This is a genomic window from Variovorax paradoxus, from assembly GCF_009755665.1.
GTDB classification, from domain to species: domain Bacteria; phylum Pseudomonadota; class Gammaproteobacteria; order Burkholderiales; family Burkholderiaceae_C; genus Variovorax; species Variovorax paradoxus_G.
The window spans coordinates 2175703-2200819 of record NZ_CP046622.1 but is presented as its reverse complement, the minus strand read 5'-3'; the positions used below and the strand labels follow the sequence as shown (position 1 = coordinate 2200819).

The 25117-nt window shown below is 64.4% G+C and carries 32 protein-coding genes and 2 pseudogenes; 13 read left to right on the top strand and 21 right to left on the bottom strand.

Annotation, left to right across the window (positions count from 1 at the left end; genetic code table 11):
- Window positions 1-5 precede the first annotated feature (5 nt).
- The 3 genes from GOQ09_RS10315 to GOQ09_RS10305 are packed head-to-tail and all read right to left on the bottom strand — an operon-like array spanning window position 6 to window position 2770.
- Window positions 6-785, bottom strand: coding sequence for an alpha/beta hydrolase family protein (locus GOQ09_RS10315; RefSeq protein WP_157613341.1), 780 nt, complete (start codon window positions 783-785; stop codon window positions 6-8).
- Entirely contained in the window at window positions 766-1938 is a 1173-nt protein-coding gene (locus tag GOQ09_RS10310) for a DUF3182 family protein (RefSeq protein WP_157613340.1), read from the bottom strand. The genes GOQ09_RS10315 and GOQ09_RS10310 overlap by 20 nt, the downstream gene beginning before the upstream one ends.
- Window positions 1939-1954: 16 nt before the next feature.
- On the bottom strand, window positions 1955-2770 hold the full coding sequence (locus tag GOQ09_RS10305) for an SDR family NAD(P)-dependent oxidoreductase (protein WP_242631065.1): 816 nt from the start codon (window positions 2768-2770) through the stop codon (window positions 1955-1957).
- Window positions 2771-3104: 334 nt separating this feature from the next.
- Here GOQ09_RS10305 and GOQ09_RS10300 point away from each other — a divergent pair, with 334 nt between their 5' ends.
- Window positions 3105-3644, top strand: a complete 540-nt coding sequence (locus GOQ09_RS10300; RefSeq protein ID WP_242631064.1) for an isochorismatase family cysteine hydrolase — start codon at window positions 3105-3107, stop codon at window positions 3642-3644.
- Between the two features lie 19 nt (window positions 3645-3663).
- Here GOQ09_RS10300 and GOQ09_RS10295 read toward each other — a convergent pair whose 3' ends face one another.
- Complete coding sequence (locus GOQ09_RS10295) at window positions 3664-4137, bottom strand: CBS domain-containing protein (protein WP_157613338.1); 474 nt, start codon at window positions 4135-4137, stop codon at window positions 3664-3666.
- A gap of 24 nt (window positions 4138-4161) precedes the next feature.
- Window positions 4162-4476: a plasmid stabilization protein gene (locus GOQ09_RS10290; protein ID WP_157613337.1), complete on the bottom strand. Its 315-nt coding sequence runs from the start codon at window positions 4474-4476 to the stop codon at window positions 4162-4164.
- A 284-nt stretch (window positions 4477-4760) separates the two neighbouring features.
- Between GOQ09_RS10290 and GOQ09_RS10285 the strand changes: the two genes are divergently transcribed.
- Window positions 4761-6542 carry a thiamine pyrophosphate-requiring protein gene (locus GOQ09_RS10285; protein ID WP_157613336.1) on the top strand — a complete coding sequence of 594 codons (1782 nt, stop codon included), beginning with the start codon at window positions 4761-4763 and terminating at the stop codon, window positions 6540-6542.
- 15 nt (window positions 6543-6557) lie between these two features.
- Here GOQ09_RS10285 and GOQ09_RS10280 read toward each other — a convergent pair whose 3' ends face one another.
- Complete coding sequence (locus tag GOQ09_RS10280) at window positions 6558-6983, bottom strand: hypothetical protein (protein ID WP_157613335.1); 426 nt, start codon at window positions 6981-6983, stop codon at window positions 6558-6560.
- Window positions 6984-7098: 115 nt separating this feature from the next.
- Between GOQ09_RS10280 and GOQ09_RS10275 the strand changes: the two genes are divergently transcribed.
- Complete coding sequence (locus GOQ09_RS10275) at window positions 7099-7530, top strand: hypothetical protein (protein WP_157613334.1); 432 nt, start codon at window positions 7099-7101, stop codon at window positions 7528-7530.
- 62 nt (window positions 7531-7592) lie between these two features.
- The gene (locus GOQ09_RS10270; protein ID WP_157613333.1) at window positions 7593-7856 is read left to right on the top strand and encodes a hypothetical protein; all 264 of its coding nucleotides are present in this window, start codon (window positions 7593-7595) and stop codon (window positions 7854-7856) included.
- A gap of 15 nt (window positions 7857-7871) precedes the next feature.
- On the opposite strand, the gene GOQ09_RS10265 is transcribed toward GOQ09_RS10270, so the two are convergent.
- Window positions 7872-8744, bottom strand: coding sequence for a c-type cytochrome (locus GOQ09_RS10265; protein WP_157613332.1), 873 nt, complete (start codon window positions 8742-8744; stop codon window positions 7872-7874).
- A gap of 78 nt (window positions 8745-8822) precedes the next feature.
- Between GOQ09_RS10265 and GOQ09_RS10260 the strand changes: the two genes are divergently transcribed.
- From GOQ09_RS10260 to ctaD, 3 genes are read left to right on the top strand one after another with little or no spacing between them, the layout of a single operon-like run.
- A complete protein-coding gene (locus tag GOQ09_RS10260; protein WP_157613331.1) occupies window positions 8823-9218 on the top strand; it encodes a c-type cytochrome in 396 nt (131 codons plus the stop codon).
- Window positions 9215-10165, top strand: a complete 951-nt coding sequence (locus tag GOQ09_RS10255; protein ID WP_157613330.1) for a cytochrome c oxidase subunit II — start codon at window positions 9215-9217, stop codon at window positions 10163-10165. Before GOQ09_RS10260 ends, GOQ09_RS10255 begins: the two co-directional genes overlap by 4 nt.
- Window positions 10162-12690 (top strand): cytochrome c oxidase subunit I, encoded by a 2529-nt coding sequence (gene ctaD, locus GOQ09_RS10250; protein WP_157613329.1) that lies wholly within the window; start codon window positions 10162-10164, stop codon window positions 12688-12690. Before GOQ09_RS10255 ends, ctaD begins: the two co-directional genes overlap by 4 nt.
- On the opposite strand, the pseudogene GOQ09_RS10245 reads toward ctaD, so the two are convergent.
- Both GOQ09_RS10245 and GOQ09_RS10240 read right to left on the bottom strand, forming a co-directional pair.
- Window positions 12656-13207, bottom strand: a pseudogene (locus GOQ09_RS10245) (DUF2938 domain-containing protein). The gene ctaD and the pseudogene GOQ09_RS10245 sit on opposite strands and share 35 nt — an antisense overlap.
- On the bottom strand, window positions 13200-14090 hold the full coding sequence (locus GOQ09_RS10240) for a class I SAM-dependent methyltransferase (RefSeq protein WP_157616647.1): 891 nt from the start codon (window positions 14088-14090) through the stop codon (window positions 13200-13202). Before GOQ09_RS10240 ends, GOQ09_RS10245 begins: the two are co-directional and overlap by 8 nt.
- A gap of 78 nt (window positions 14091-14168) precedes the next feature.
- Here GOQ09_RS10240 and GOQ09_RS10235 point away from each other — a divergent pair, with 78 nt between their 5' ends.
- Window positions 14169-14615, top strand: a complete 447-nt coding sequence (locus GOQ09_RS10235; protein ID WP_157613328.1) for a helix-turn-helix domain-containing protein — start codon at window positions 14169-14171, stop codon at window positions 14613-14615.
- Window positions 14616-14701: 86 nt separating this feature from the next.
- Window positions 14702-15040 carry a PRC-barrel domain-containing protein gene (locus GOQ09_RS10230; RefSeq protein WP_157613327.1) on the top strand — a complete coding sequence of 113 codons (339 nt, stop codon included), beginning with the start codon at window positions 14702-14704 and terminating at the stop codon, window positions 15038-15040.
- Between the two features lie 69 nt (window positions 15041-15109).
- On the opposite strand, the gene GOQ09_RS10225 is transcribed toward GOQ09_RS10230, so the two are convergent.
- The gene (locus tag GOQ09_RS10225) at window positions 15110-15499 is read right to left on the bottom strand and encodes a hypothetical protein (RefSeq protein ID WP_157613326.1); all 390 of its coding nucleotides are present in this window, start codon (window positions 15497-15499) and stop codon (window positions 15110-15112) included.
- Window positions 15500-15871: 372 nt separating this feature from the next.
- Between GOQ09_RS10225 and GOQ09_RS26310 the strand changes: the two genes are divergently transcribed.
- Entirely contained in the window at window positions 15872-16243 is a 372-nt protein-coding gene (locus GOQ09_RS26310; RefSeq protein WP_242631062.1) for a hypothetical protein, read from the top strand.
- A gap of 384 nt (window positions 16244-16627) precedes the next feature.
- Here the strand turns inward: GOQ09_RS26310 and GOQ09_RS10215 are convergent, their stop codons facing one another.
- From GOQ09_RS10215 to GOQ09_RS10195, 5 genes are all read right to left on the bottom strand, one after another.
- Entirely contained in the window at window positions 16628-17098 is a 471-nt protein-coding gene (locus GOQ09_RS10215) for a DUF6130 family protein (RefSeq protein ID WP_242631061.1), read from the bottom strand.
- Between the two features lie 102 nt (window positions 17099-17200).
- On the bottom strand, window positions 17201-17602 hold the full coding sequence (locus tag GOQ09_RS10210) for a cupin domain-containing protein (protein WP_157613324.1): 402 nt from the start codon (window positions 17600-17602) through the stop codon (window positions 17201-17203).
- Between the two features lie 42 nt (window positions 17603-17644).
- Entirely contained in the window at window positions 17645-17998 is a 354-nt protein-coding gene (locus tag GOQ09_RS10205; RefSeq protein ID WP_157613323.1) for a helicase SNF2, read from the bottom strand.
- 352 nt (window positions 17999-18350) lie between these two features.
- A complete protein-coding gene (locus GOQ09_RS10200; protein ID WP_157613322.1) occupies window positions 18351-18818 on the bottom strand; it encodes a hypothetical protein in 468 nt (155 codons plus the stop codon).
- Window positions 18819-18924: 106 nt separating this feature from the next.
- Window positions 18925-19308 carry a nuclear transport factor 2 family protein gene (locus GOQ09_RS10195; protein ID WP_157613321.1) on the bottom strand — a complete coding sequence of 128 codons (384 nt, stop codon included), beginning with the start codon at window positions 19306-19308 and terminating at the stop codon, window positions 18925-18927.
- Window positions 19309-19373: 65 nt separating this feature from the next.
- On the opposite strand from GOQ09_RS10195, the pseudogene GOQ09_RS10190 reads away from it, so the two are divergent.
- From GOQ09_RS10190 to GOQ09_RS10180, 3 genes and pseudogenes are all read left to right on the top strand, one after another.
- Window positions 19374-19571: pseudogene (locus tag GOQ09_RS10190) on the top strand (NAD(+)--rifampin ADP-ribosyltransferase); the annotation flags it as partial.
- 655 nt (window positions 19572-20226) lie between these two features.
- Window positions 20227-20544 (top strand): hypothetical protein, encoded by a 318-nt coding sequence (locus tag GOQ09_RS10185; RefSeq protein WP_157613319.1) that lies wholly within the window; start codon window positions 20227-20229, stop codon window positions 20542-20544.
- 66 nt (window positions 20545-20610) lie between these two features.
- Window positions 20611-21003: a hypothetical protein gene (locus tag GOQ09_RS10180; RefSeq protein WP_157613318.1), complete on the top strand. Its 393-nt coding sequence runs from the start codon at window positions 20611-20613 to the stop codon at window positions 21001-21003.
- Window positions 21004-21179: 176 nt separating this feature from the next.
- Here the strand turns inward: GOQ09_RS10180 and GOQ09_RS10175 are convergent, their stop codons facing one another.
- The 6 genes from GOQ09_RS10175 to GOQ09_RS10150 form a co-directional block, all read right to left on the bottom strand.
- Window positions 21180-21821, bottom strand: coding sequence for an OmpA family protein (locus GOQ09_RS10175; RefSeq protein ID WP_157613317.1), 642 nt, complete (start codon window positions 21819-21821; stop codon window positions 21180-21182).
- 133 nt (window positions 21822-21954) lie between these two features.
- Window positions 21955-22470, bottom strand: a complete 516-nt coding sequence (locus tag GOQ09_RS10170; RefSeq protein WP_242631060.1) for a low molecular weight protein tyrosine phosphatase family protein — start codon at window positions 22468-22470, stop codon at window positions 21955-21957.
- 175 nt (window positions 22471-22645) lie between these two features.
- Window positions 22646-23014 carry a hypothetical protein gene (locus tag GOQ09_RS10165; RefSeq protein WP_157613316.1) on the bottom strand — a complete coding sequence of 123 codons (369 nt, stop codon included), beginning with the start codon at window positions 23012-23014 and terminating at the stop codon, window positions 22646-22648.
- 147 nt (window positions 23015-23161) lie between these two features.
- Window positions 23162-23674: a hypothetical protein gene (locus tag GOQ09_RS10160; RefSeq protein ID WP_157613315.1), complete on the bottom strand. Its 513-nt coding sequence runs from the start codon at window positions 23672-23674 to the stop codon at window positions 23162-23164.
- 115 nt (window positions 23675-23789) lie between these two features.
- Window positions 23790-24521: a hypothetical protein gene (locus tag GOQ09_RS10155; RefSeq protein WP_157613314.1), complete on the bottom strand. Its 732-nt coding sequence runs from the start codon at window positions 24519-24521 to the stop codon at window positions 23790-23792.
- A 152-nt stretch (window positions 24522-24673) separates the two neighbouring features.
- On the bottom strand, window positions 24674-25063 hold the full coding sequence (locus GOQ09_RS10150) for a DUF5071 domain-containing protein (RefSeq protein ID WP_157611599.1): 390 nt from the start codon (window positions 25061-25063) through the stop codon (window positions 24674-24676).
- Between the last annotated feature and the right edge of the window lie 54 nt (window positions 25064-25117).

Genomic DNA, 25117 nt, shown 5'->3' with positions numbered 1-25117 from the left:
AACCTCTATGCGGGGCTTTCGGAAACGGCCCGCGTCATGGCGCCGGTGGCCCTGGCGCCGAGTGTCATTTCCGTCATCCAGGACACCAGGAGCTGCCCATAGGCTTGGCGGGACGACTGCTTCGACAAGGCGTGGTCGGCGCCCGAAATGACGCGGTAGGTGGCGGAACGAACGCGCTTGAACGCGCCCAGATAGTTCTCGATGACCGGGTGCGGCACGATCTGGTCGTGCTCCGATTCGACGATCAGCACGTCGCCGGTGAAGGCTTCGCAGGCGGCCAGCGCGCGGTTGTCGCGCGGGCCCACCAGGGTGCGGCGGTAGGCCACCAGGTCGGACCTGCTCAGTTGGCCCTTGGGCGCCAGCCATTCGCGGTCGCGGTAAAGCGCCGGCGCGCGCAGTGCGAGCCAGCGCACCGGGCGCATGGCACTGACCAGCGCCGCCAGGTACCCGCCGTAGCTGCTGCCGACGATGGCAATCGCGTTCGGATCGACCGTGGGGTGGCTCACCAGCGTGTCGTAGGCCGCGAGCACGTCGCGCAGGTTGTCTTCCCGCGTGACTTCCTTGCGCAGCGCCGCATGGCGCGCGTGGCCGCGCAGGTCGAAGGTGAGGCATACGCAGCCGAGCGCGGCAATGTCGTGCGCGCGCGCAATGTATTGCTCCTGGCTGCCATCCCAGCCGTGCACGAGCAGGACACCGGGCACCATCGTCGAAGCGGCGACCAGCGTTCCGGCAATGTGCTGGCCGTCTACGGGAATATCGATGACGTTATGTCGTGTCGCTGGCATACGGTTGGATCAATGCGTACTTGGTCAGGGGCCCCATCCGATTGTCGATGCCGCGGTAGTGCACCGCCGCCTTCGCCGGAATGGGCGCCGCCGCGCCATAGGTCTCGAAGCAGGAGACGCGCAGGCGCTCCAGCGCCGGGTCGCGCCAGAAGCTCTCGAGCGCCATCATCTCGGCGCCGGTTGCGCCCCCCACGCGCCACGACTGCTCCAGCACGCCCGAGCGCCATGCACCACCCGCACCCACGCCCTGCGCCACGTCGTAGTTCACGCGCGACGCAAGAAAGCCGGGAAAGCAGTCGATCACCGCCTGGTGGTACCGCCGCGCCTGTTCGATGGCGAGGCACAGCGCCGGGCTCGGGCTGGTCTTGGCAAGCAGCGCGTCGAAGTTGCCGCGCACCAGCGTCAGGTCGGAACCACCGTACACGCTCTGGCCCGCGTTGTCGGTCGTCATGCGCTGGCGGCCGAAGTAGCTCACGATCATGTGGTCGACCATCACCTGCCCCACGCTGAAGGTGTCGGGCCGCTCCAGGTTCTCTTCGATCACCACGCCGTGCAGCGCAATCTCGCTCTCGTCCATTGCGGCCAGGCTGCGGTCCAGCGCATCGGCGTCGGTGACCATGGTCTGGCCCCGCCCGCCGGTGGCGCACACCGGCTTCACCCGCACCGGGCCGTTTTCGAGCAGGCGGCGCCCGGCCCATCGCGCATCCTCGGCGGAGAAGGCCGAGAACCCGTCGAGCGCCGCATGCGAAATGTCGGCCGCAAATGCGGACGCCCACCCTTCAGGACAGGCGGCGGCCCGTCCGACCAGCGGATGCGTGATGGCCTTGGTGGCCACGAAAGGGTACGGAACCACGCCCCCGAACAGGTCATGCAGCGTCGAGATGCCGAGCGAACGCGCCAGCTGCGTGCTGGGCACGGTGTCGCTCGGCACAAAGTACAGCGGCGTGTTCTCGTGCGCCCGCGAGGCGTCGTATTCGCCGGCAAAGCGAAACTGCTTCAGCGCCGCAAGGCGCTCGGCAAAGTTGCTGCGCGTGGCGCGTTCGTGTTCGCTGCCGTAGGCCTGCGGATCGGCGCTCCACACCACCACGCTGCCGCCGGTGCTCTTGAGGACGGTGTCCACGAGGGCGACTCCCGAGCTGAAAGAAGTGTCCATGGCACGCGCTCCCGGCCTAGCGTGGGTCCGCCGTTCCGGGTTCGGCCATCCTGCGGTGCTGCTTGGCCAGCAACGCCGATGGCGTGACGTTGGCAACAGCGACCTGGAGCTTGTTCTTCCAGCCCGCGACCACGTCGCCTTCGCCATTCATCATGGCTTCGAAGCCGATCTTCGCCACCTTGGCCGGGTCGGCCTTCTTGTCGTCCTGGCCCACCTTGGTGTCGAGCATGTCGGCGCGGTCGAAAAACTCGGTGTCGGTCGGCCCCGGCATCAGGCAGCTCACCGTCACGCCGCTATCCTTCAGCTCTTCGCGCAGCGCAAAGGAGAAAGAATCCAGGAAGGCCTTGGTGCCGTTGTACACCGCCTGGAAGCTGCCGGGCATGAAGCCCGCAATGGAGCCGGTGATCAGAATGCGCCCCTGCCCGCGCGCGCGCATTGCGCCGCCTATGGCATGGATCAGATACACCGTGCCGGTGATGTTGGTGTCGAGCACGTGCCGCGCGTCTGCAAAGTTCTGGTCGAGAAAGGCGTGGCCGAGACCGCGCCCGGCATTGGCGAGAAGCGCGTTGACCGGGCGCTGGCCAGCGGCCGCCAGCAGGCGGTCGACCCCCTCTGTGGTGGAAAGGTCGGCAAGCACGGGCTGCACCTCCACGCCCAGGCCGCGCAATTGAACCGCGGCGTCCTCGATCTCGGGCTCATCGGCCGCAATCAACAGATCGAAGCCCTCATTGGCGCAGCAGCGCGCCAGCTCCAGCCCTATGCCGGACGAAGCGCCCGTCACGATGGCGAAGGGCCGGGTGAAACCGGAAGTACTCATCGGGGAAGTGTTCATCGGAATGACTCCTTGTGAACGATTGGCGGGGGCGCACGGCGGCGAACCGTGCATTTCGACAGCTCCCGCCCATGGTCGAACACCTCGCGCTCCGGCAGAGCGGGATAACGCGCGTCGTTGTGAAAGAGGCCTCCTACGCGCCGCCCAGGCACCAGAGGACTCGGCGGCGGCTTTCGCGGCCACGCGCAGCTTTCCTACGGGCCCGGCCAGGCGCTTTGGGAATCGTGAGGCCTGCGCTGACTGGACTGACTGGAGCTTTGCCGGCCCATGGCCTCATCTTCTTCCTCCCCGCCCCCTGCCCTCGCCCCCCACGCCCGCCGCCGGCCACACCGCCTTGCTGATCATCGACATGATCAGCTGCTGGGATTTTCCCGATGCGGAAAAATTATTGCCCGGTGCGCATGCCATTGCCGGACGCATTGCGGCCCTGAAGGCGCGATGCACCCGCGCCGGGGTGCCCACCATCTACGTCAACGACAACCGCGGACGCTGGCGCTCCGACTTTCCAAAGCTGGTGGAGATGTCCCTCGCCTCCGGTGGCGCCGGCGCCGAGATCACTTCAGCGCTACTGCCGGGCGAGAAAGACTACTTTGTGCTCAAACCCAAGCAGTCCGCCTTCTTCGCGACCCCGCTCGAGCTGCTGCTCGCCTACCTGAAGGCAAGCCGGCTGATCGTGACGGGCGTGGCCAGCGACCAGTGCATCTGGGCCACGCTGGCCGATGCGGGCATGCGCGACCTGGAAGCCATTGCCCCGCGCGATTGCGTGGCTTCGCAAACGCCCGAGCGCAACGAACGATTCTTGCGCCAGGCGGAAGAAGCGCTGCTGGTTCGCACCACGCCCGGCCCGCGCATCCGCCTGCCTGCAAGGCGCTGAGCCGGCCGGCACCAGGAACTCAAGACGCGCCGCCGCCGCTGGGCCCGCTTGCGGCGGACTGCTTCGAGCGGTCCGGCTCGGCCGGCTGCGAAATGATGTTGAGCGTGTCGCCCGCCTTGCCGATGTCGCCCTTGGCGGCCGTGTCGCCGAGCGACAGCATGCCCACGAGCCGCCGGTCGCGGTCGACCACCGGCATGCGGCGTACCTGGTAGCCGGCCATTTCATTCATCACCGTTTCGACGTTGTCGGTTTCGGTGCACCACTTGACGTCCTTCGTCATCACCTCCGACAGCGAAGTGTCGAGCGGGCGTTTCTGCGCCACCACGCGCAGCACGATGTCGCGGTCGGTCACCATGCCCAGCAGGCGCTGGCCGTCGCACACCGGAATGGCGCCGATGTCCAGCTCGTCCATTGCCTGGGCGGCCAGCGCCACCGGGTCCGCGGGCGCGAGGGTTCGTACGCCGCGAGTCATCAATTCAGAAACTCGAGTCATTGCGGATCTCCTTGATTGCCGGGGTCAGCCGCTGCGGTGCTCAGCATTGCGCTTACGCGTCGCGGCGGCCTTCTTGGCGGATGCGGAACGTTCGGCGGCAGTGCGCGATGCCGCGGCGGCGCCGCCCTTGTGGCCGCCCTTGCGAGATGGCGCGTGATTCTCGGCCTTGCCGCGGCCGCTGCCGCTCTTCTTGCCGCCGCCGGTCTCTGCGTTGACGGTGGCCCAAGCGCGCTTTTCGGCTTCGGCCTTGCCGACACCGCGGTGCTCGTAGCTTTCCTCGATGTGTTCGGCCTTGCGTTTCTGCTTGTCCGTGTAGGACGACTTGTCACCTCTTGGCATTGCTTTCTCCTGAAATGGTGAAGATGCCTTGCATCCTGCGCCTGCCCCCCGCCCCGTGGGTCGGAGGACGCAGGACCTGCGCGTGGGAGCAGTCTGGCGGCGGCGCAACGCTGCGGGGCACTCTCGCGCTGTGGGATTGCGCCGACGCCTCCTGGGGCGGATCGCACGACACCCGCCGTCCGCGGACCGCGGAACATCGCGCAACGTGGACGCCCTTCGCCGCCGAAGGACGCTTCATCCGCAACCGATGGCAACCGCCGGCGCGTCCGGCACATGGAGTTTCAATGAAGCAGACAGTCAGCGATTTCGTGGTGCAACGCCTGTACGACTGGGGCGTGCGGCGCATTTACGGCTACCCCGGTGACGGCATCAACGGCCTGATGGGCGCGCTCGACCGCGCCGACGGCTCCATCGAATTCGTTCAAAGCCGCCATGAGGAGCTGGCCGCCTTCATGGCCTGCGCGCACGCCAAGTTCTCGGGCGAGGTGGGGGTGTGCCTGGCCACATCGGGCCCCGGCGCAATCCACCTCCTGAACGGCCTCTACGACGCGAAGCTGGACCACCAGCCCGTGGTCGCCATCGTCGGCCAGCAGAAACGCAGCGCCCTGGGTGGCGACTACCAGCAGGAGGTGGACCTTGTCTCCCTGTTCAAGGACGTGGCGCATGAGTTCGTGCAGATGGCCTCCAGTGCGGAGCAGGCCCGCCACCTAATCGACCGCGCGATGCGCATCGCACGCGACCGCCGCGCCGTGACCTGCGTGATCTTTCCCAACGACGTGCAGGACCTGCCCGCCGTGCCGGTGCCGCCACGCGAGCACGGCACCGTTCACAGCGGCATTGGCGTCACCGCCACCGCGGTGGTGCCCGAGTTGCCCGCGTTGCAGCGCGCGGCGGAAATCATCAATGCCGGAAGCAAGGTCGCCATCCTCGCGGGTGCGGGTGCCCTGCACGCCACCGACGAATTGATCCACGTGGCCGAACGGCTTGGCGCGGGCGTTGCCAAGGCTTTGCTGGGCAAGGCCGCGGTGCCGGACGACCTCCCCTTCGTGACCGGCGCCATCGGCGTCCTGGGCACGCGGCCGAGCTCGCGCATGATGGAAGACTGCGACACGCTGCTGATGGTGGGCTCGTCGTTTCCGTATGCGGAGTTTCTGCCGCCCGAGGGCCGGGCGCGCTGCGTGCAGATCGACACCGACCCTCGCGCCATCGGCCTGCGCTACCCCGCGGAGCTGGGCCTGGTCGGCGACAGCCGCGCCACGCTGGCCGCCCTGCTGCCGCTGCTGGAGCACAAGGAACACGGCCCGTGGCGCCGCGGCATCGAAGCCGAGGTGGCCAAATGGTGGCGGGTGCTCGAGGCACGCGCCCACGTGGAAGCATCGCCGGTCAACCCGCAGCGCGTGTTCTGGGAACTCTCCCCGCGGCTGCCCGAACAGGCGGTGCTGACGTGCGACAGCGGCACGGCTGCCAACTGGTATGCCCGCGACGTCAAGCTGCGCCGCGGCATGAAGGCCAGTCTCTCCGGCGGCCTGGCCACCATGGGCCCCGCCGTTCCCTACGCCATTGCTGCCAAGCTGGCCCACCCGGACCGGCCCGTGGTCGCGATGCTGGGCGACGGCGCCATGCAGATGAACGGCCTGAACGCGCTCATCACCCTCGCGCGCATGTGGCGCGACTGGGCCGACCCGCGCCTGGTGGTGATGGTGCTCAACAACCGCGACCTCAACCTCGTGACCTGGGAGCAGCGCGTGCTCGGCGGCGATCCGAAGTTCGAGGCCTCGCAGGTGCTGCCTGATTTTCCGTATGCGCGCTTCGCAGAAATGCTGGGCCTTGGCGCCTTGCGCGTCGACACGCCCGAAGCGATCGGGCCCGCATGGGACGCCGCCTTTTCAGCCGACCGCCCCATGCTGCTTGAAATGGTCACCGATGCCGCCGTGCCGCCGCTGCCGCCCGATGTGTCGCTTGCGCAGGGCAAGGCCTACCTCTCGGCCCTTTGGCATGGCGACCCTGAGGCGATGCGCACCATCAAGGCCGCCGCGCGGGAATACTGGGCCAGCGCAACGGCCTGAGCACTGGGCGCGCCGCTACCCGCCGGTCCGGATGCCCGCCCTCGCCTTCGATTCTTCTTCGCTGGCGCGGGAGAGGCATGCGGCCTTGTCGCCGCCCTGCCGCTGGTTGCACTTCTCCCTGGCCACTTCGTAGTTCACCGCCACCCTGGTTTCGGCGAGGCGGCGGGCACTCGCATCGCTGGGGCTGCGCTGATGGTGGAGCTCGGCCGTTGCAACCTTCTCGCGGCCCTGGGCTTCCTTGACGCAGACGGTTCGTGCGGGTTCGGCCTGCGTCTCGCACTGCCCCAGCGCAGCCTCGAGGTTCGCGCCGATGCGCTCGCGCGCGGCGCCGTATTCGACCATGGCCGGATCGATCTCGGCCGGGTGCGGCCGGGTGTCTTGCGCACTTGCCGGGACTACGGCGGCCCACAGGACTTGCGCCCAAGCCGGGAGCGTCAGCATGTGCTTACGGAGGCTTCGCGACGCGTCCTACCGATGCCGCGTGGGCGACTTCTATATTGACTTCAGACGCCGAATCCTTCCTTGCAGAACAACCACCGGCGTCAAGGAGATCATCATGAAGAAGCTGTTAATGATTTGCGCAGCGGCATCGTGCCTCGGAATGGTCCAGGTGCATGCGCAAGTGAACACCACTCCATCGGCGGCCACCGATCCTGCCATGGCCGAGCTCAAGGCGGCCCGCGACAAGATCTCGGCCGACTACAAGGCCGACAAGGCCGCCTGCGACGCCATGAAGGACAACGCCAAGGACGTCTGCATGGAGCAAGCCAAGGGCAAGGAAAAAATCGCCAAGGCCGAACTCGACCAGAAGCAGAAGCCCGGCGACGGCAATGCCCGCAAGGTGGCCGAAGCCAAGGTGGAAGTAGCCTACGCCGTTGCCAAGGAAAAGTGCGATGACCAGAAGGGCGACGCCAAGGACGCTTGCGTGAAGCAAGCCAAGGCCGACCAGGAAAAGGGCAAGGCCGAAATCAAGGCCATGAAGAAGTGACAGCCACGTGATGGCGGGAGTCATTCCACACGCCTGCGCCGGGACGACGAAGCGGTGAAGCGGTGAAGCCCGTGCAAACGCTCGCCATTTCCGAGACCCTGCGCACGCAGTTGTCCGCCGAAAACCTCCTGGCCATCAATTCGCATGGCCAGGAGGTTCTTCATGGGCTGGACTTCGACGAGTCGCAGCTCCTGGTGGAGTGCAGGGAGCAACCGCCGGCGGATGCCTCCATGCAGGAGCGATGCGCCGAGCTCGTCATCAAGCACGAGCGCGCGCGGTTGCGCATCGCCACGGTCGACGACGAACGCACCGCCGCGAAGTTCTAGCCCAGGCAATCCTCCTCAACGCACGGTTGCAAGGTACGCGGCGATGTCGCGCGCGTCCTGTTCGGTCACGCCCAGCTCCGGCATGGCCGTCATCGGATCGACCTCTCGTGTATGCCGCAGCCAGCGCACCATGTTGTCGGGCGTGTTGGCGAGCTTTCCGGCAATGAGGGTGCGCCCTGCTATTCCCGCCAGCGGCGGACCGACGTGCGGCGACGAGCTCGTGACGCCCGGAATGGTGTGGCAGGCACTGCAGGCGTACTGGTGAAGCGCCCGCTTGCCCCGGTCGACGTCACCCGAGCGAACCGCTGCGCTGTCCGGAGCGGCCCCGCATGCCGGCCCTGTGGGCGCGCCCTGCACGCCGGTCGCTTCGACGCGCGTGGCTTCGGCATATTGCTGCGGCGTCAGGTCGGGCAGCCGGGCCAGGAACGCCACCACCGACCACAGCTCTTCCTCCGACAACCGGTACTCCCACGCCGGCATGCCGCTCATCTTGATGCCGTGCTTGGTGAGCCAGTACAGCTCGCGCGGCTCCCAGTGGTGCCGCGCGTCCACCAGCGGCCCGGGCAGCGGCTGCATGCTTTTTCCGATGTCGCCCTGCGCCACGCCGGGCGCGCCGTGGCACTGAACGCACTTGTCGCGAAAGCATGCCGCGCCGCGCATCACCATCCGCTCGTTGTCGAGTTTCGGTGTTTCGATGTTGCGGGCTCGCAGCTTCACCGATTGGTGCATGGCGGTTTCCAGCAGCGAATACACGGGCTGCGTGTGCTGCACCGCGGCGGCCACGTTGTAGAGGCCGCCGTAAACCACCAGCGCGCCCGCCGCCGCGCCTGCAAGGCCCAGCGCGGCAACGGTAAGAAGAACGGTCTTGGGTGCACCCATCGGCAACATTCAATTGGCGGCATTGTCCGACGCGCTCCGGCGCCGCCGTGTCGGCGCAAGCCGCGTTCCCGTCCGCACAATTGCGGCATGTTGGCCGCCCTGCCGTATCGCGCCGTATTGCCGTTCGCCGTGCTGACGCTGGCGTTGCTCTTCGGCGGGTGCATGCCGCAAGACATCCCCCCTCCGTTCGATCGTGCGCCGCATGCGCAGGTAGAAAGAGGAAGGCAACTGCTCGCGCAATACCAGTGCGGCAGCTGCCACGCCATTCCAGACGTGCAGGCGGCCCGCGGGCGCATGGGCCCCACGCTGGCCGCGTTCGGCCGCCGCAGCTACATCGCGGGGCATGTGCCGAACGGGCCCGAGCACCTCGAGCGCTGGATCGTGGCGCCCGGCTCGCTGGTGCCCGGCACCCTCATGCCGGCCATGGGCGTTTCACCCGACGATGCCCGCGCCATGGCGGCCTACCTGCTCTCACTCGAATGAGCGAAGGCCCGCCGCAATCCGCACTCCGGGCCGCAGGGCCGGTCGCCCATACGCTGCTCGAGGTGAGCACTGTGCTTGCGGTCGGCGGCACGCTCATCTTTGCCGGGGTCATGCTGCTGCTGGTGCTGGCAATGCGCCGCCGCAACGGCACCGTGAACCCGCGCTGGTGGCTCATTGGCGGCGGCCTGGTGTTTCCGACGGTGGTGCTGGTCGCGCTTTTCTTCTACAGCGAATGGCACCGGCCGCCATGGCGCCCCATTCCGCCGCCCGACGCGCTGATCGTCGGCGTGACGGGCCACATGTGGTGGTGGGAGGTGCGCTACCGCGACCCCGCCACCGGCGCCGAGGTGGTCACCGCGAACGAAATCCGCATTCCCGTCGGGCGGCCCGTCTACTTCGGGCTTGGCAGCGCCGACGTGATCCACAGCTTCTGGGTGCCTTCGCTCGGCGGCAAGATGGACATGCTGCCGGGCCGCGTGCAACACCTGCAGCTGCAGGCGGACCGGCCCGGCACTTGGCGCGGCCAGTGCGCCGAATACTGCGGCGAGCAGCACGCGCGCATGGCTCTGCATGTGGTGGCTGAGGAACCCGAGGCCTTCGACGCCTGGCTTGCGGCACAGGCAAAGCCGGCGGCCACCGCGGCCACCTCACCCGCGTTGCCGCGCGACGTCGAGCGTGGCCGCGAAGCCTTTCTTGCGCACCGCTGCAACGCCTGCCACACCGTGCGCGGCGTGAGCGAAGAAAGCCGCCTCGGCCCCGACCTCACCCACGTGGGCAGCCGGCTGCACCTGGGCGCCGGCACCGTGCCCAATGAACCCGCCCAACTGGCCGCGTGGGTTGCCCACACGCAGCAGCTCAAGCCGGGTGCACGCATGCCTTCGTCCGCCGAGCGCATCGGCGAGGCCGACCTTCAACTGATCGCGGCCTGGCTCGCGCAACTGAAATGACCCACGCTGCGAACGACGTTGCAAACCTGCCGCCTCGCCCCGAGAGGGAGCGCGAGGCGCTGGAGCGTGCCTGGAAGCCGCCCACTGGCTGGCGGCAGCTCTCGGCGGTCAACAACACGCGCATCGGCGTGTTCTACATTGCCGCGGCCATGCTGTTCTTTGTGCTGGCCGGCATCCTGGCGCTCCTGATGCGTACGCAGCTGGCAGTGCCCGGCAACAGCCTGATCGACGCCAACACCTACAACCAGCTCTTCACGATGCACGGCACCGTGATGATGTTCCTGTTTGCGGTTCCCATCGTCGAGGCCGTGGCCATCTATTTGCTACCCGGCATGCTCGGTGCGCGCGACCTGCCGTTTCCGCTGCTCTCCGCCTATGCGTTCTGGGCCTACTTCATCGGCGGCCTGGCCTTCTTCTGCACCATTTTTTTCGGCGAGTCTCCGGACGGCGGCTGGTTCATGTATCCGCCGCTCACCGGCAAGGAGTTTTCTCCCGGGCGCGGCGCCGACTGGTGGCTGTTGGGCATCGGTTTCATCGAGATCTCGGCCATTGCAGGCGCCATCGAATTGATCGTGGGCATTCTGTTCACGCGCGCGCCGGGCATGAAGCTGATGCGCATGCCCATCTTTGCCTGGGCCATGCTGGTGAGCGCGCTGATGATCGTCATCGCGTTTCCGGCCGTGATTGCCGCCACCATGCTGCTGGAGCTGGAGCGCGCTTTCGACTGGCCCTTTTTCATTCCCGCGCGCGGCGGCGATCCGCTGCTGTGGCAGCACCTGTTCTGGTTCTTCGGCCACCCGGAGGTCTACATCATCTTCCTGCCGGCGGCGGGCATGGTCTCGATGATGGTGGCCACGCTTGCGGGCACGCCGCTGGTGGGCCACCGCGCGGTGGTGCTGGCTCTCATCGGCGTGGGCGTGGTGAGCTTTGCACTGTGGGCGCACCACATGTTCACCGCGGGGCTGGGCAACCTCTCGCTGCTGATCGTGTCGGCAGCGAGCTTCATCGTCGCCATACCGAGCGGCGTGCAGGTGTTCGCATGGATCGCCACCTTCTGGCGCGGCCGCGTGGCGCTGAACGCGCCCACGCTGTTCCTGCTCGGCTTTCATTTCATCTTCGTGCTGGGCGGCCTGACCGGGGTGATGGTGGCGGTGCTGCCCTTCGACTGGCAGGCGCACGACAGCTACTTCGTCGTTGCACACCTGCATTACGTGCTGATCGGTGGCATGGTGTTTCCGGTGTTTGCGGGGTTCTACTACTGGGCACCGCTCTTCAACGGCCATTGCCTGTCGGAGCGCTGGGGCCGCTGGGTGTTCGGGCTGATGTTCGGCGGTTTCAACCTGGCGTTCTTTCCAATGCACATCGCGGGCATGCTCGGCATGCCGCGGCGCGTGTACACCTATGACGGCAGCTTGGGCTGGAACGCGCTCAACATGCTGTCGACCGTGGGTGCCTACATCCTGGCCGCCGGGTTGCTGATCTTTTTCATCGATGCGTTCCGCACGCTGCGGCGGCCCTCCACCGACCACGGCAATCCATGGGGCGCGGGCACGCTCGAATGGCTGCCGCCGCGGGAATACGGCGCGCGCAGCATCCCGCAGGTCGATTCGGCCTACCCGCTGTGGAAGAACCCCGCGCTGCCGCGAGAAGTCGAGGCCGGCCACCACTGGCTGCCCGGCACTGTGTTCGGCGGCCGGGAAACGCTGATGACCAGCCTGCGCGACGCACGGCCGCTGCACCTGCTGCGCCTGCCCACCGACAGCTGGTGGCCGCTGGGAGCGGCCGCGGGCACGGCGGGCTTCTTTCTTCTATTGACGGTTTCGCAGCCGCTGCCGGCGTTTGCATGCGGCGTACTCGCTGTAGCGTTCATCCTGCGCTGGTTGTGGGATTCGGATCAGCCGCCGCCGGTTGCAACCGTGGACGTGGGCCACGGCGTGCATCTGCCGGTGGGCGCGCACGGCAGCACATCGCATTCATGGTGGGCGATGATCGTGCTGATTGCGGTGGACATGACGATCTTCGTCTCGCTGCTCTACACCCACGTGCACCTGGCAATGGCGAGCGACGTGTGCCCGCCGCCCGGTGCCGCGCTGCCGGCCATGCGCTGGCCGCTGGCCGCGGCCTTGCTGCTCGCGGCCAGTTCGGGCGCCATGCTGGCTGCCACGCGCATGGTCCGCACCTCGCATGCGCGCGGCCAGCGCTGGCTGCGCGTGCTCGTGGCGCTGGCCATGGCCGGCGCGGCTGCCTCAGCCGCGCTCGACATCGGCGGGCATTTGCTGGAATCGCTCGACCCGCGTGCGGAAGGCTGGAGCGCATCGGTCGGCATGCTGCTGGGCTACCAGGCCTTTCACATCGCCGTGCTGATGCTGATGGGCGGCTACGTGCTGGTGCGCTCCTGGACGGGCCGGCTGCAGCCCGCGGCCCGCGCGACCATCGACAACACCGGGCTCATGTGGCACTGCGTGACCGCGCAGGGAATCATCGGTGCACTTACGGTGCAACTGGTGCCGCGACTGCTGGGTTGAATAGCACCGACGTGCTCGCAATCAGCACCCACTTCGCAACCCAGCCGGCGCCATAAAGCCCAAGGCCGAATACCCCGTGCGTCACCAGGCTCTGCAAGCGCGCCGCGGCCGGGCGCGGCGTGCGGCTGGCCGCAATGCCCGCGCCCATGCCCGGCTGCATCAAGAAGAACGGGGCCACCACGCTGCCGATTCCGACAATCAATGCAGGGCCGAGCGACGGCTGAAAAACCCAGCCAAGTCCCCACAACGCGAGCAGCACGCCCGCAAACAAAATTCCGGTCAGGTAGTGAGCAATCCAGCCGATCAGCCGCTCGCCCTTCACCGGCGGCGAGGCAGCAATCGGATGGTGTCGAAAGCGCCCACGCCCCAGATAGACGAATCAGCGGCCGACCAGGGCGTAGTCGAGCGAGGGAGCGCCCAGCAGCCGCTTGCGCACGACCGCCCAGATGTCCATCACCGCCGTTGCGCCGGAGCCAATCAGCACGGCGCACACCACGTAACTCACGGCCTCAGGCATGGGTGGCTCCCTTCGGCTCGGCCGGCACCGAAAGCGCCTGAGCGGCGATCATCCAGCAGGCGGCGGTGAAGCGAGCCCCGGCGCCGTATACATACGGCTCGAACGCGGCGCGAACGGTTTCGACGACCTCCGCGCGCCTGCGCTCGTCAGCCTCGTCCTGGAGAGCCAGGCCGACGGGGCCGAGCCGGGTGAGATAGCCCAGCAGATCGCTTTCTGAAAAAGTGCACTCCACGTCGATCGCACGAATGTCGATGCCGCCCCAGCCGCTCTCTTCGAGGATCGAAGCGACCCGATCCCGATCTGCAAAAGCAAACTGCCCCGCCGCGCCTGGCTTGCGGACTGGCAGATTTGGCAGCAGAGGCGCCGCAGCCTGCTCGGCAGTGGTCATGAACGGGTTTTCTGCAGCGCTGCGCCACGCAATTGCCCGAAGCGCCGCGCCATCGTTGGCGGCGTGCCGCAGGTTTGCAAAGGCCTGCACCGGGCTGTCGAAGAACATCACGCCGAAACGCGACACGATCATGTCGAAGCTTGCCGACTCGAAAGGGTATCTCTGCACATCGCCGCAAATGAAGCTTGCGGAGGCGCCCTCCCGCTCGGCGCGTGCGCGCGCTGCGGCAATCATCGGCTCGGAAATGTCGGCGCCGGTGCAGGCGCCCTCCCCGCCGAGCGTCCGTGCGATGGCCAGCGTGGTCGCACCCGTTCCGCAGCCCACGTCGAGCACCCGGCGCGCAGCCGCAGTGCGTGCCTCGCTCACCAGCAGGTTTTCAAACGGCGCGAACAACCGGTCGAGCGAGGCCTGAGCATCGACCCAGGCGCGCCCTGCGCGGCCGTTCCAGAGCGCGGCCTGTTCGTGGCCTTCCGCGGTGTGCTGTTTGATATTCATGGTCGTCGTTTTCCTTGCATGCCCCAAGAGGCGGAAGCTAGACTGTGCAACTTCAAGTCGACTTGAGGTCAAGAGGTAATGGCAGCAATTCATCTGGACATTGCCGAAGTGGCGCAGCAATCGGGCGTTCCCGCATCGACGCTGCGCTTCTACGAAGAGAAGGGGCTCATCGCCTCCACCGGCCGGCGCGGCCTGCGCCGCTTGTTCGACGCAGACGTGCTCGAGCGGCTGGCGCTCATCGCAGTGGGCCGTTCCGCGGGCTTTTCGCTCGAAGAGATCGGCCACATGTTCGCGCCCGGGGGAGTGCCGCGCATCGACCGGCAAGTGCTCGCGGCCAAGGCCGACGAGCTCGACAAGACTATTCGCAAGCTCACTGCCATGCGCGACGGCCTGCGCCATGCCACCGCCTGCCCCGCGCCCAGTCACATGGAATGCCCGACCTTCCAGCGCATCTTGCGGGCTGCAACACGCGCAGGCGGCCGAAAGGCGCCTACAACACGACGGTCTCTCGACCGATGTGGCTGAATTTTCGAACGCGGAGAGTTGCAGCTCTGGGCTTTGCAACATTGAACGCCGTCATCCCCAGAAATGCCGGCCGGAGACATCCTTCCATGACAAGTTCCAATCCGGTTATTTCTTCAGAGCGTGTCGAGGGGACCACCGTGTACAACGCGGCGGGCGACAAACTCGGCACCATCGACGACCTCATGATCGACAAGGTTTCGGGCCAGGTCCGCTACGCCGTGATGGAGTTCGGCGGCTTCCTGGGCATGGGCACCGACCGCTATCCGATTCCCTGGCCCATGCTGAAGTACGACCTTTCGCAGGACGGCTATGTGGTGCCGCTGGACAAGGCGCAGCTCGAAGGCGCGCCCAAGTATGCGAGCGACCGCGTGCCTGACTACGACGATACGTACAGCGGCACGGTGGACAAGTACTACGGTCTGTAAGAGAGCCAGAGGGAACGTTGAGCGCATCCCCGCCGAACCATGCGGTGGCGGCGGGGAGCGTCCTCCTCCTCAATCGACCTTCGACGCCTGGAAGTAAGGCTGCGAGGACTCCATGAACGCATGGTGCAGGCGCGCAAGCTCGCGCGCTATCTCCTGCGCCTGCAAGCGGGCTTGCTCTGAGCCCGCCTTCATCTCGCGAACGGCGGCCTCGAAACGAACGGTCGCCTCTTTCCACTCGCCGTAGCGCGCCAGGAACTCGTCCCAATCGAGGGCATTTTCCGCCCGCGGGCCTTCGAGCGGTGTTTCTCCCCGCGCGGCCTGGAGCTCCCAGGGGCTTGCTTCGACGTTCGGCCCTTCGGTGAATTCGTCGGCGGCCCTTTTCAGGTCTGCTGGCGATGGTGCGGGATGACCGGGGCTGTGGGATTCGCTCCTGTCGATTGGTTGGTTAGGTTGAGCCATGCAATTCTCCTGAAAGTGTCTTCATGGCACGGTCGGAGATTTTGGGGAGAGAGGATGTCGGACAGATGCCGGGCAGGTGGTCGGCCCCTTGGGAATTTGAGAAAGCCTGCTCGCTATACTGCGCCCATCACGTCCCACCATGGCGTGATTGGGTTTAGCAGCCCGAAGCACCTCTGCGACGAAAGCCGCAGTTCCCCGCAGAGCCTTGCGGCTTTTTCGTTCGTGCCTCCAGTTTTGGCGGCTCGGATGGGAGGGCGCGAGCCCTGCCGGTTCTCGCAAGAGGTGCCCGGTCTGCTAACCCGTCCGAGTCGCCGCCATCGTTTAGCAGCGAATGCGGCGGTTTTCGCAAACCGCACCTCTTGGAGGCCACTCATGGCTGCATCCGCTCGCGCCCCCGCGCTCCCCACCCCTTCCGAAAACGTCACAGCTGCGCCGGACGCGATACCAAGTCCAGACGCCGCAGCTGAATCAAGCTTGTGCCCGCTGCAAGACAGCGCCGAGTCGCTCGCGCTTCAGGCGTCCGATGACATCAACAACATTCACGACGTGCACCGCGCATACGCATGCCTCGAAGGACTCATCGAGACACAGCGCTTGAAAGACCCGGCAGAGGTCTACATGAACCGGAGCGAACTCGGCGCGCTCTTGAGGTTGCTTAACGCCGAACTGCAACACCGCATCTGCACCGCCGATACCGCGATCGAATCCGTGCGCGTGGCCTTGGCCGCGAGGGTTGCGCAATAAACTTCGTCCCACGATACGGGTCTTCGAGTACTACTCGTCCCATCTAACCTCTTCTTCTCGAATGTCTGGTTGACCCGACTGTATCGTCGGACGCGCGCTGCAAATGTCCGCTTCCGAACGAATTCTGAGGCGAGATCGACCGTCCGGTGTTGGCCGAAAGTACCCATTCGTACGTGTTCTGCAGATGTCGGCAATCGCTGCATGCCGGTCATACGCGCGAGTTCCTCACCTGGCCGCCGGATCCCAAAAGAGAAGCCCCCGCGAAGGTTTGACGCCTTTGTCCTGCTGGGGCGGCGAAGGAAGCGATCAGATTGCTGCTTGCTGGCTCGCTACGCATTCCTGGTCCCTTCAGGCGACGATGGGATGCAAGTCGAGGCAACCGCCTCAATGCGCGTGGGCCTGCGGCGCTGCGGCCGGCCGGTCTGGAACGGTCACTGAAACGGTCTCGCTGGTCAGAATCTTGTGGGTCGGGTCGGCGACCTCGATCAACATCTTGTGCACGCCGGGCGTGAGCCCGACGACGATGATCGGGTCCGAGCTGGTGTGCGCCCAGGTGCCCGGCCGGTCATCGACCGTGATGTGAAGGTGGCCTACACGCGGCGACACGCTTCGAGCCCCCTCGCCGAAGACCGGGATGACGCGCACGTTCTCGGTCCGGTACTGGATGATCACGACTCCCCGCGCCAGTGCCTCGGGCAACGGCGAATAAACGACCAGCTTGGGCTGCGACTCCGCCGCGATCGGCAGGATCGGCGCCGGGCGCCCGACCTCCACCGCGGCCTCGCCTGCCGCATGGACGGAAGTCAGGGCGAGCGAGGCAAGCGCTGCGGCGGCAACGAGGGACAGTTTTTTCATGTTGGTCTCCAACGGGAGTCGGTGAGATTTGCAGGGCGGCAACGTTCAGCCAGTCGCCGGCTTGTCGATCGCTGTGTACGCAGCCGGTCGCGTCGTGTTTGCCTACTTCGCCGGCACGAAGCCGGGCTTGCCCTTTTCAACGACATAGGTGGCGAGTTCCGACGCCTTGCCGTCGCCCACGTTCCTGGCCGAGTGAATCGCGCCGTCCGGGATGAACAAGGCATCTCCCTTCCTGAGCGTCACCGGCGGGTTGCCGTCGATCTGGTATTCGATCGTGCCTTCGAGGACATAGGCGACTTCCACGCCCGGATGCGAGTGCCTCGGTGCCAACACGCCCGGCGCGAAGTCGACGCGTACCTGCACGACCTTGCGCTCCGCGATGCCGAGATCGTGCTGCAGGACGTCGGTGCGTCCCAGTCCGGAGGGCTGGGCATAGGCCAGCGGTCCCATGCCACCGAAAGCGGCGACCAGCAACGCTGCCGCCATGAGCCGAGTCGTTTTCATTGGATGCTCCGTTATCTTGATAATTGGGAAGAACTCGCTGCATCAGGCGCCGCTGCGCACCGTGATGCGGGCGAACCCAGTGCCGGAGCGGGATGGGGTGCCGACGGAAGCACCATCGCCATAGGGATTGCCGGCGTGAGCAGCAGCGACGGCCTCGGCGCGGATCGACGCGCGATCGGCCAGGCCTGCGACTGCAACAGGTACTCCGGCCGACGCGCCTTCGGCATATGGGTCGGCGCTGCGGGCGGCAACTGCGGCCTGCGCGCGCACATCGGCACGGCTCGCGGTGGAACTGAACTGCAGCACGCCCTGATATTCCTCGGCACTGGCGCCAGCGGAGAGAAGCGAGGCGAGCGACATGGCGGCGATGGCGGTCAGAAGCTTTCGGGTGTTCATCGTGGATTCCTTCAACAACGGGATTGAGCGGTACATCGGCTGAACCGGTCTCACCCGGGTCTTGTCCGATGCGTCGATTGAATCGATCGCTTGTATCTCCGATGTGTCGAGCCGCCGGGGTTTTTGGACCCTCATGTATCCGAGTCGCCATGCGACACATTGGCATACAGAAAGGCGTGAATTCGAGCTGTCTAGCACCGCAAGCCAGCCCAACACAGGGGACAGGCTGGGGTGCACTTGTGTCCATGTAAGTACCCATCCAGTCCGTTCAAGCGAATTCTTCGCAGCGAACGCCTGGCGACACCGGGTGCCCGCAGATCGGCAAGGTACCAGTCCTGTGCTCAGGGATCGATCAAGTCCTCTCTTTGCAATCACCGAAATTTGGCGCGGTCAGAGGTGCTGGTGAGCAAGCACCGTGATCTGAACAGTCCACGACCATCTTTGCAAATCCGAGGCCCTCTAGCGGGCGCAGTTCGTAGAGCTTGTCATCGAAGAATGGCGTGCCATTCGACGCACCCATCTTTGCAATACCGGCGGTGGAGCGCTTGGCGTTGCGAATGCGTTGATTGATGCGGTTGCGGGCTGCGTATTCGGGGTGACTTTCCCGATACGCTGACCAGTAGGCAGAATTTCGTTTCGACCACGCGCGCAGGGCCTGCACCTGGTTCTGGAGGTAGTCGAGATCGCTTCGCCGCTTTGTTTGCTGCCAAAGTCGTCGTCGTTCGCGCTGGCACTGAGGCTCTGCGCAGTAGCGTTGGTGGGGCGCCTGCGCACGAGCGAGGAATGCACAGCCGCAAGCGGTGCACCATCGTTTGTCCATGAGCCGCTCCAAGAAGGTGCCCGGTGGAGGACCTGCGTGGTGTTGCTCGAATTTGGAGGCAACTTCGATGGATACTCGGCCGGCAAGAGTGGAAAAAGGTGGCGCGCTATCTCGCCGGAAGTGGCGGGCGATTCTTGCGGTACGAGTTCTTGACCGCAATCTTTCCCTCCCGGAAAGTGAACACGTCGCAACCGTTGACCTCGACGCGCGAGCCGTCTGCCTGCGTTCCGGTGAATGTCCATTCGGACACCCCGCGGTCGCCGCAAACGAAGTGATGAGGATAAAGCCACCGCGCGTCGGGAAAAGTCTTCCAGGCATCGGAGAAGCCGGCCTGAACGGCCTCTCTGCCGACGTACGAGGTTCCGCAAACCTCGAGGCCGGCGGACGCTTCGAACACACAGTCGTCTGTCATGAAGCTCATGAGCGATTCAACATCGTGGCTGTTCCAAGCAACGGCGAAGGCCTGCAGGGTTGCAACAGTGACATTCATATTCCACCCCCAATCTGGTGCGACTTGGGGATTGTTGCTCAGGTGAGTCGCCGTAGCATTGGAACGTCGAGCCGACCGGCGAATTCGAGAACGATCCCAACGTGACGGACAAGAAGTTTCCTGGAAATCCGACGCGCTCATACAGAAGCCGGCATCCTTTGAAGGTCGTCGGTGAGATCGAGTCCTGGGAGACCTTCGATGCCGGGTTCGTTCGGGAACTGAGGCGCCGTGTGCAGGAGGGCATGGGGGAAATTATCAACTAAGCCCATCATGGCTGGAGAACGCACGGGACCGGCTAGAGCCGGCCGTTCGCCGTGCCGGTACGATGCGACCAGAACCAGTCATTCGCTGGCGGCAGAATGCGGGCAAGACCAGGCCTGCTTGTTAGACCGAAATGCCCTGCCGTCCATACTTGAACCGTAAAAATGACCACCCCCTCGGCTGCGCACACCGGCGTTTCAGGCTTTTCATGGAGAGCCGCTGTGCTCGGCGCCGGATTTTCCGCCGGTGGCCAAGCCTTTCTTGGCACGCTGGTTGCGGTTGTCAGTCAACGAGTGTGGATGGCGAAGGGAGCGTCGCGGGAGCAAGCAGCCAGCTTGCTTGCGTCGAGCTTTTTTTCAACGGTCGGCCTTCTGAGCATGCTCGCAACTGTTTGCGCGGCCGCACTCGGCGGCTATGTATCCGCCCACTACGGGCGGGGCCGACCGTTGGTTCAAGCGAGCGCTGCGGGAGCCCTTGGCTTGCTGTTTCCGCTGGTTATGCTAGCAAGCCCTGAGGCTCAGACCGGTCCAATCTGGTTCTTTGGCTGGTCCTTCGGAATTCCTATGGCATCAGCGATTTTTGGGGGTTACCTATATGGCCTTAGGAACCCTTGCCGCCACGGGACTTAAGTCAGCCTGCGGCCATCAACGGACATCCATGAAATCACCGGCCGCTCTACTTGCTAAGTTGCATCGCACTCTGGAGGAGACGTATGCGCTCGAGCGGGAGACTGGCTTCCTGCGCTTAGATGCTATGCGATCAGATGCAACGTTTTGGGTCGCAGAGCAACTTGCGAGCGGCGCTTCACTTGATCTTCTGGAGGCGTCGCCCGATTGGCTGGTTGATGAACTCTATGAATGGGTCACGGTGTTCCGGCGGGATGGACGCTTCGGGTTCGTTTCCAACCTTGGCGAGGTAGATCACTCTGCTTTGTTCGCGCTCGTCGCTGCTAAGCTACCCGCCAAGCGGGTTTGACCTGTCTGTTTTGGCATGCCGGCCCTCGCGCTGCGCGCAGAAAGCGGCCAGGAGCGGAAGTTCAGAATGTTTGACCCATCCTTCATCAATACCTCAAGCGTCGACTATTGGTATGACGAAGGGTGCAAACACTCGCAGGCGGCTATCCGCGAAATGGGCGATGTGGATTTTGCGGAGATGGCCGCTGGCTGGGAAACCCAGAGTGTGGATTGGCAAGACAGGCTCGCCTACGTACTTGGCTGGGACATGTCTGCAAGAGAGGCGGCGTTGCTTCTGGCGATGTACCGCGTAGGGCCGGCGACGGTGCGCTTGACCGCAGCCGAATCTCTTCGAGGGCTTCCGCTTCAATTAGTTTCTCAGGCATTGCCCCCTGCTGATGCCGACAGATTGAAAGCAGAAGCGGGTCAGCCAACGAGCATCAACGCCATTTTGGAATGGGTGTCGAAAGACAGGCGTTGAGACAATCTTTGTCCGCATCGCGGAGTTTGAAGGTCTGCTTCGGAGAAGCATGAACTTCCGCTAGGGGCCCTATCCGGCTGTACGCCTTGCTCCAAAGCGGTCACTTAACGAGTGCGGTACACGGCCCCTACGTATGTCTGGCGACGACCTTCATGTAGCGATCAGGTGTGTGGTGGTCAGGTTTTATTCTGACGAAGGATGACAACCTTCACCGCGGTCGAACGGTCCCGCGCGCGCCCTTCGAGGGTGTTCTCATGTCTGGGCGCAGCGGCCGTCACGATGATGCGGCCTGGCGGGATGCCACGGGCCTCGAAATACTTGCGCATGAACTCTGCACGCTTGCGGTCCACAGCCCACTGCGGCATCTCGGTGCGTTCGTTGGGATCTGCGTAGCCGGTGATCTCGATGCGAGTCACCTCGAACCCCTCGCTGATCCTGGCTGCGAGCTGGTCCAGTTTGGAGAAGGCAAGGGGATGCGGGTAGGCTTGCATGAGGTTGAAAAAAACGTCCGCCTCGAGGGTAACCGCGACCACCTGCGCCCCGGCAACACGCCGCTTGAGAGCAATGGGCTGCAGATTGCTTGGGGCTGGCAAACCGTTGAGCTTTTGCAGGGCGGGAATGGATGCCTCGGTATCCCAGCCGCAACGATCGAGCAATGCTTGCAATTGCTCTGCGCTGGTGGCCGATTCTGCGTATTGGCGAGCGCAGACACTTGTGCTTGCTGGAGCATTGGAGGGGGCGTCAGCGGGCCTGCTGGCGCAACCAATAAGCCCTGCTACCAAGGCAGCGGCAAGCGAACACTCAAGGATGTAATTCATTTTTTCGAATTGGTGCTGTCAATCAATGCAATGAGACGCGGCTGGCGTGCTCGCTCTGTCTTCCATCGACGCTAGTCAGTCAGAGGGATGAGTTGGATCGACCCAACGAGCGTCCGCTCTTGGCCGGCTGACGTCAGTCGAGGGGCCTGCCGATTGCGAAATCACATTCCAGCCCAAGGATTGCCGCGACCGACGACTGCAGTTCTTCAACCAGTTCTGGATCCATAAACTTGTAGTTGTCGGGGATGTCCATGACGTGAACCGGTTTTTCAGCGATCACCCGGGTGAACTCGGCGAGCAGTCGTGACTTGTGCTTCTCCTCCATCACCAAGATCACGTCGGCCCAGCGAATGTCCTCTACCGACAACTTGCGTCGGGCATTCGGACTCGTTCCGGCCGAGCGAACGGACAACTTGGGGTGCTTGCGCCAGACCTGCTCGGCGGTGGGACTGCGCCACTGATTCCTGCTGCAGACGAACAAGACGTTTCGCCCCTCGCCGACGAACTCGCTCGCAGCTTCGCGCAGAAGCTGATTTTCCGAGACCCGCGGATAGTCGAATCCGAGTTGATCGGCCCGAGCCACCTTGTCGGATCGCGTGTAGAGGTCTTTCCACCGCTTTTCCCGCGGCCAGCTATCTTTTCCAGACATGCTTTCTGTTCCAAGAAAAAGGAAGGTTCGTCGATGCTAGCGAATGAACATTTCCATGAAATTGAGTGCTCGCACCGAATGACCGGTCTTGGCCGACTGTAGCCGGTCGCGACCTCGGAGCTTCGGGCCCGAAGCCGAAGTTCGTTTTGCTCCGAAGCGGTCGTTCAGCTAGGTATCAACCGCGTGAGAAAAGCCATCGTTCTGGTTTGCCGTCGTTCTCATCGAGGTAAGCGATGAACTCGTCGTCAGTATCGAGTTCGTGTCGGACTCGCTCAATGTGGTGGGACATTCCAGCAGCACGAAGCACGGCCGAAAGGCCTTCAATGTCGCGGTCAGCGCCGCAAGCTCCGTACAAGTACGAATCGCCCTCGCGCGCTTCGAAGAAGAAGCCGGTCGTGGGCGACACTCGGTCCTGAACAAGCACCCCGGTATTCGCCTCCTCTGACCACTCGATGGTCAACGGGAACGGACATGAAGGCAGATGGGGCCTGAGGGCCTCATGGCCTTTCGGGGCAAACACCTCGATTGAGAAGTCGTTATCCATCGATCATTCCAAAGTCTGGTTCTGACCGACTGTAGCCGGTCGCGGCCTTGGAGCTTTGGGTCTGAAGCGGACATCGCGCTTGCTCCGATGCAGCCACTCGCTTCATGCTCCACAAGCACAGGCGTCTCTCGCTTGAGCGAAAGTGCGTTAACTGTTCCTGGCTAAAGCAGCGTAGCGTGACGCTTCCCAAGCCTCCAGCCATCTACTCGCATCGGGATTGCTTAGCGAACTGCGGATGTACTCCCTGACCTCCTGCGACGTTTCATCATCCGCTCCGGCCAAGAACGCCAGTGTCGGTGCCACGCCAGCACCAACAAAAAATCCGACCTCCAGTTCACCGACGTCCTGGTTTAAATACTGGGCCTTCCAGATCTCTAGTGCATCCGCAGGCTCGCCACACCGGCTGAGCAGGTAGGCACAGTGGAAAATCCCCTCCGCGCTTTCCTCGTCGCCCGCAACGCTTCCTTCCCAGACGGCGGTTCTGAATGAAATCTCCTTGTCCAGCAAGCGAAGAAGTAACCGGCGATAGGGACGAGGCTGCGTTTTGAATAGCAATCGGTACAACGCCTGCCGTTCAGTTGCGCTGTCCAGCATGCGCTCTAGTTCAGCGGCTGGCTGTCCATCTTCGATGTAGGAGCGAAGCAGCTCTTCAGTGGTCATACGTGGTGGTGGATTTAAGCCTCAGTGGTCGATGTCCGCTGTTGGCCGAGTGCGGGCTCTGCCTTAACGGACTCGAAGTCGCCTCGAGATCGAGAGCAAGGACGCAGCTAGCGCGCTAGACATCGAGCGCTCGCTGCCTGCGGATTTGACGTTTCTCCTCAGCACTAGGCGGCTTGTAAGCGTCGGAACGGCGTCGCCGGAGGGACTTTATCGCGGTAGATCTTGCGCGCATCGCCCCAGGATCGTTCACCGTCTGGGCTTCTGCCCACTCCAATGAACCTTCGATGGGCGCTCCTCTCAACGCGCACAGGCAAAGCGTCTGCTGATATGCCGTCCCGGAGTTGGAGAATGTTCTGATCACGAGCTCTTGCAGCTTTTTCTGTTGTTCTTGCGGCGGCACCAACCCGTCATCGAAGCTCGTCAATCCGTTCAACGCGCCCAGCGCTCGCCAGAACGGATCATCTGGCTCGTCCGATAGAGGGGTGGTCGACATGCAGTAGTCCAACAACACCGTTACGCTAGATTCAGAGCGAACTTCGCTTAAAACCGCAATGGCAAATATTGCAAGTGCTCGATCGGCGAGCAACTGCTTCAGTGAGGCGATGCCGCCGCGGCCGTAGGCGATGCAGGCTGCAGCCCAGCGCGCGAGCGGCGTTACTCTTGTTCCGTCTGCCAGCACGCCGTCCTGGTGCCATCCATGCTGCTCGCAGAGCCGCTCAATCTCATCAGCACCGTCCGCGCCGTACGCGAGTGAAAACCGAATCAAGTCTTCCGGATGAACCGCGCCACCGTAGGACAGTGGGCCGGAGCCCTTGGCGGCCTTGCGGGCAAGATCATTGAATTTCATCGGAGTTCGGCAGGCGTGCTTGCGGCGATTATGTTGTTCGCCAGCTGCCATCTAGGCCAACGTGGCGAAGGTCTGCTTTGGCCGGATGTTGCCACAAGCGGCGGAGCAGAGATGAGCCAGAGGTGCCTTCCCAATCCTCAATAGCGTCCTGCTCAGGCGGCCCTCTTCGCAAGAATCCTGCGAGCGATCACATCAACCCCTTCGTCGGTTTCGCCTGCGCTCGGGTTCAGGGCCATGCGCAGAAGGTGCGGCTCGACCGCCGCCGCGAGTTGAGATGACGGATCAACAAGTTTCTCGAGTACCCAGTACTTCCAGACGTAATCCTCGGATTCGAAGATCGCGTGCAAATGAGGTGCCAGCGGCTCACCAATTCCGGCCAAGAAGGGAGTGAGGACCTTTGTGACAGGCCAGTTGATGTCTTGCATCCAGGCGAGCAACGCAGGAAGCAGCGCGTCGACGGCTGGGTAGCCGAGAGCGACGATTGCTTCTGCCTTTGGGAGATCGTGTTTGTCGACTGGTAGAAGGTGCGCCGTGTTGGGCAAAAAATTCTCCTTCCTCTTCAACAGCCGCTATTGGCCGGCTGCAGCCTGTTGCGG

What these genes read in the sequence shown, in the direction of transcription:
- GOQ09_RS10265 (WP_157613332.1), bottom strand. Translation starts at nt 8,744, where the DNA reads ATGTTGCCGATGGGTGCACCCAAGACCGTTCTTCTTACCGTTGCCGCG.
- GOQ09_RS10230 (WP_157613327.1), top strand. Translation starts at nt 14,702, where the DNA reads ATGACAAGTTCCAATCCGGTTATTTCTTCAGAGCGTGTCGAGGGGACC.
- GOQ09_RS10180 (WP_157613318.1), top strand. Translation starts at nt 20,611, where the DNA reads ATGTTTGACCCATCCTTCATCAATACCTCAAGCGTCGACTATTGGTAT.
- GOQ09_RS10240 (WP_157616647.1), bottom strand. Translation starts at nt 14,090, where the DNA reads ATGAATATCAAACAGCACACCGCGGAAGGCCACGAACAGGCCGCGCTC.
- GOQ09_RS10210 (WP_157613324.1), bottom strand. Translation starts at nt 17,602, where the DNA reads ATGAAAACGACTCGGCTCATGGCGGCAGCGTTGCTGGTCGCCGCTTTC.
- GOQ09_RS10275 (WP_157613334.1), top strand. Translation starts at nt 7,099, where the DNA reads ATGAAGAAGCTGTTAATGATTTGCGCAGCGGCATCGTGCCTCGGAATG.
- GOQ09_RS10310 (WP_157613340.1), bottom strand. Translation starts at nt 1,938, where the DNA reads ATGGACACTTCTTTCAGCTCGGGAGTCGCCCTCGTGGACACCGTCCTC.
- GOQ09_RS10215 (WP_242631061.1), bottom strand. Translation starts at nt 17,098, where the DNA reads ATGAAAAAACTGTCCCTCGTTGCCGCCGCAGCGCTTGCCTCGCTCGCC.
- GOQ09_RS10195 (WP_157613321.1), bottom strand. Translation starts at nt 19,308, where the DNA reads ATGAATGTCACTGTTGCAACCCTGCAGGCCTTCGCCGTTGCTTGGAAC.
- GOQ09_RS10160 (WP_157613315.1), bottom strand. Translation starts at nt 23,674, where the DNA reads ATGACCACTGAAGAGCTGCTTCGCTCCTACATCGAAGATGGACAGCCA.
- GOQ09_RS10290 (WP_157613337.1), bottom strand. Translation starts at nt 4,476, where the DNA reads ATGCCAAGAGGTGACAAGTCGTCCTACACGGACAAGCAGAAACGCAAG.
- ctaD (WP_157613329.1), top strand. Translation starts at nt 10,162, where the DNA reads ATGACCCACGCTGCGAACGACGTTGCAAACCTGCCGCCTCGCCCCGAG.
- GOQ09_RS10285 (WP_157613336.1), top strand. Translation starts at nt 4,761, where the DNA reads ATGAAGCAGACAGTCAGCGATTTCGTGGTGCAACGCCTGTACGACTGG.
- GOQ09_RS10235 (WP_157613328.1), top strand. Translation starts at nt 14,169, where the DNA reads ATGGCAGCAATTCATCTGGACATTGCCGAAGTGGCGCAGCAATCGGGC.
- GOQ09_RS10295 (WP_157613338.1), bottom strand. Translation starts at nt 4,137, where the DNA reads ATGACTCGAGTTTCTGAATTGATGACTCGCGGCGTACGAACCCTCGCG.
- GOQ09_RS10170 (WP_242631060.1), bottom strand. Translation starts at nt 22,470, where the DNA reads ATGTCTGGAAAAGATAGCTGGCCGCGGGAAAAGCGGTGGAAAGACCTC.
- GOQ09_RS10255 (WP_157613330.1), top strand. Translation starts at nt 9,215, where the DNA reads ATGAGCGAAGGCCCGCCGCAATCCGCACTCCGGGCCGCAGGGCCGGTC.
- GOQ09_RS10225 (WP_157613326.1), bottom strand. Translation starts at nt 15,499, where the DNA reads ATGGCTCAACCTAACCAACCAATCGACAGGAGCGAATCCCACAGCCCC.
- GOQ09_RS10305 (WP_242631065.1), bottom strand. Translation starts at nt 2,770, where the DNA reads ATGAACACTTCCCCGATGAGTACTTCCGGTTTCACCCGGCCCTTCGCC.
- GOQ09_RS10175 (WP_157613317.1), bottom strand. Translation starts at nt 21,821, where the DNA reads ATGAATTACATCCTTGAGTGTTCGCTTGCCGCTGCCTTGGTAGCAGGG.
- GOQ09_RS10185 (WP_157613319.1), top strand. Translation starts at nt 20,227, where the DNA reads ATGAAATCACCGGCCGCTCTACTTGCTAAGTTGCATCGCACTCTGGAG.
- GOQ09_RS10280 (WP_157613335.1), bottom strand. Translation starts at nt 6,983, where the DNA reads ATGCTGACGCTCCCGGCTTGGGCGCAAGTCCTGTGGGCCGCCGTAGTC.
- GOQ09_RS10165 (WP_157613316.1), bottom strand. Translation starts at nt 23,014, where the DNA reads ATGGATAACGACTTCTCAATCGAGGTGTTTGCCCCGAAAGGCCATGAG.
- GOQ09_RS26310 (WP_242631062.1), top strand. Translation starts at nt 15,872, where the DNA reads ATGGCTGCATCCGCTCGCGCCCCCGCGCTCCCCACCCCTTCCGAAAAC.
- GOQ09_RS10155 (WP_157613314.1), bottom strand. Translation starts at nt 24,521, where the DNA reads ATGAAATTCAATGATCTTGCCCGCAAGGCCGCCAAGGGCTCCGGCCCA.
- GOQ09_RS10200 (WP_157613322.1), bottom strand. Translation starts at nt 18,818, where the DNA reads ATGGACAAACGATGGTGCACCGCTTGCGGCTGTGCATTCCTCGCTCGT.
- GOQ09_RS10260 (WP_157613331.1), top strand. Translation starts at nt 8,823, where the DNA reads ATGTTGGCCGCCCTGCCGTATCGCGCCGTATTGCCGTTCGCCGTGCTG.
- GOQ09_RS10205 (WP_157613323.1), bottom strand. Translation starts at nt 17,998, where the DNA reads ATGAACACCCGAAAGCTTCTGACCGCCATCGCCGCCATGTCGCTCGCC.
- GOQ09_RS10315 (WP_157613341.1), bottom strand. Translation starts at nt 785, where the DNA reads ATGCCAGCGACACGACATAACGTCATCGATATTCCCGTAGACGGCCAG.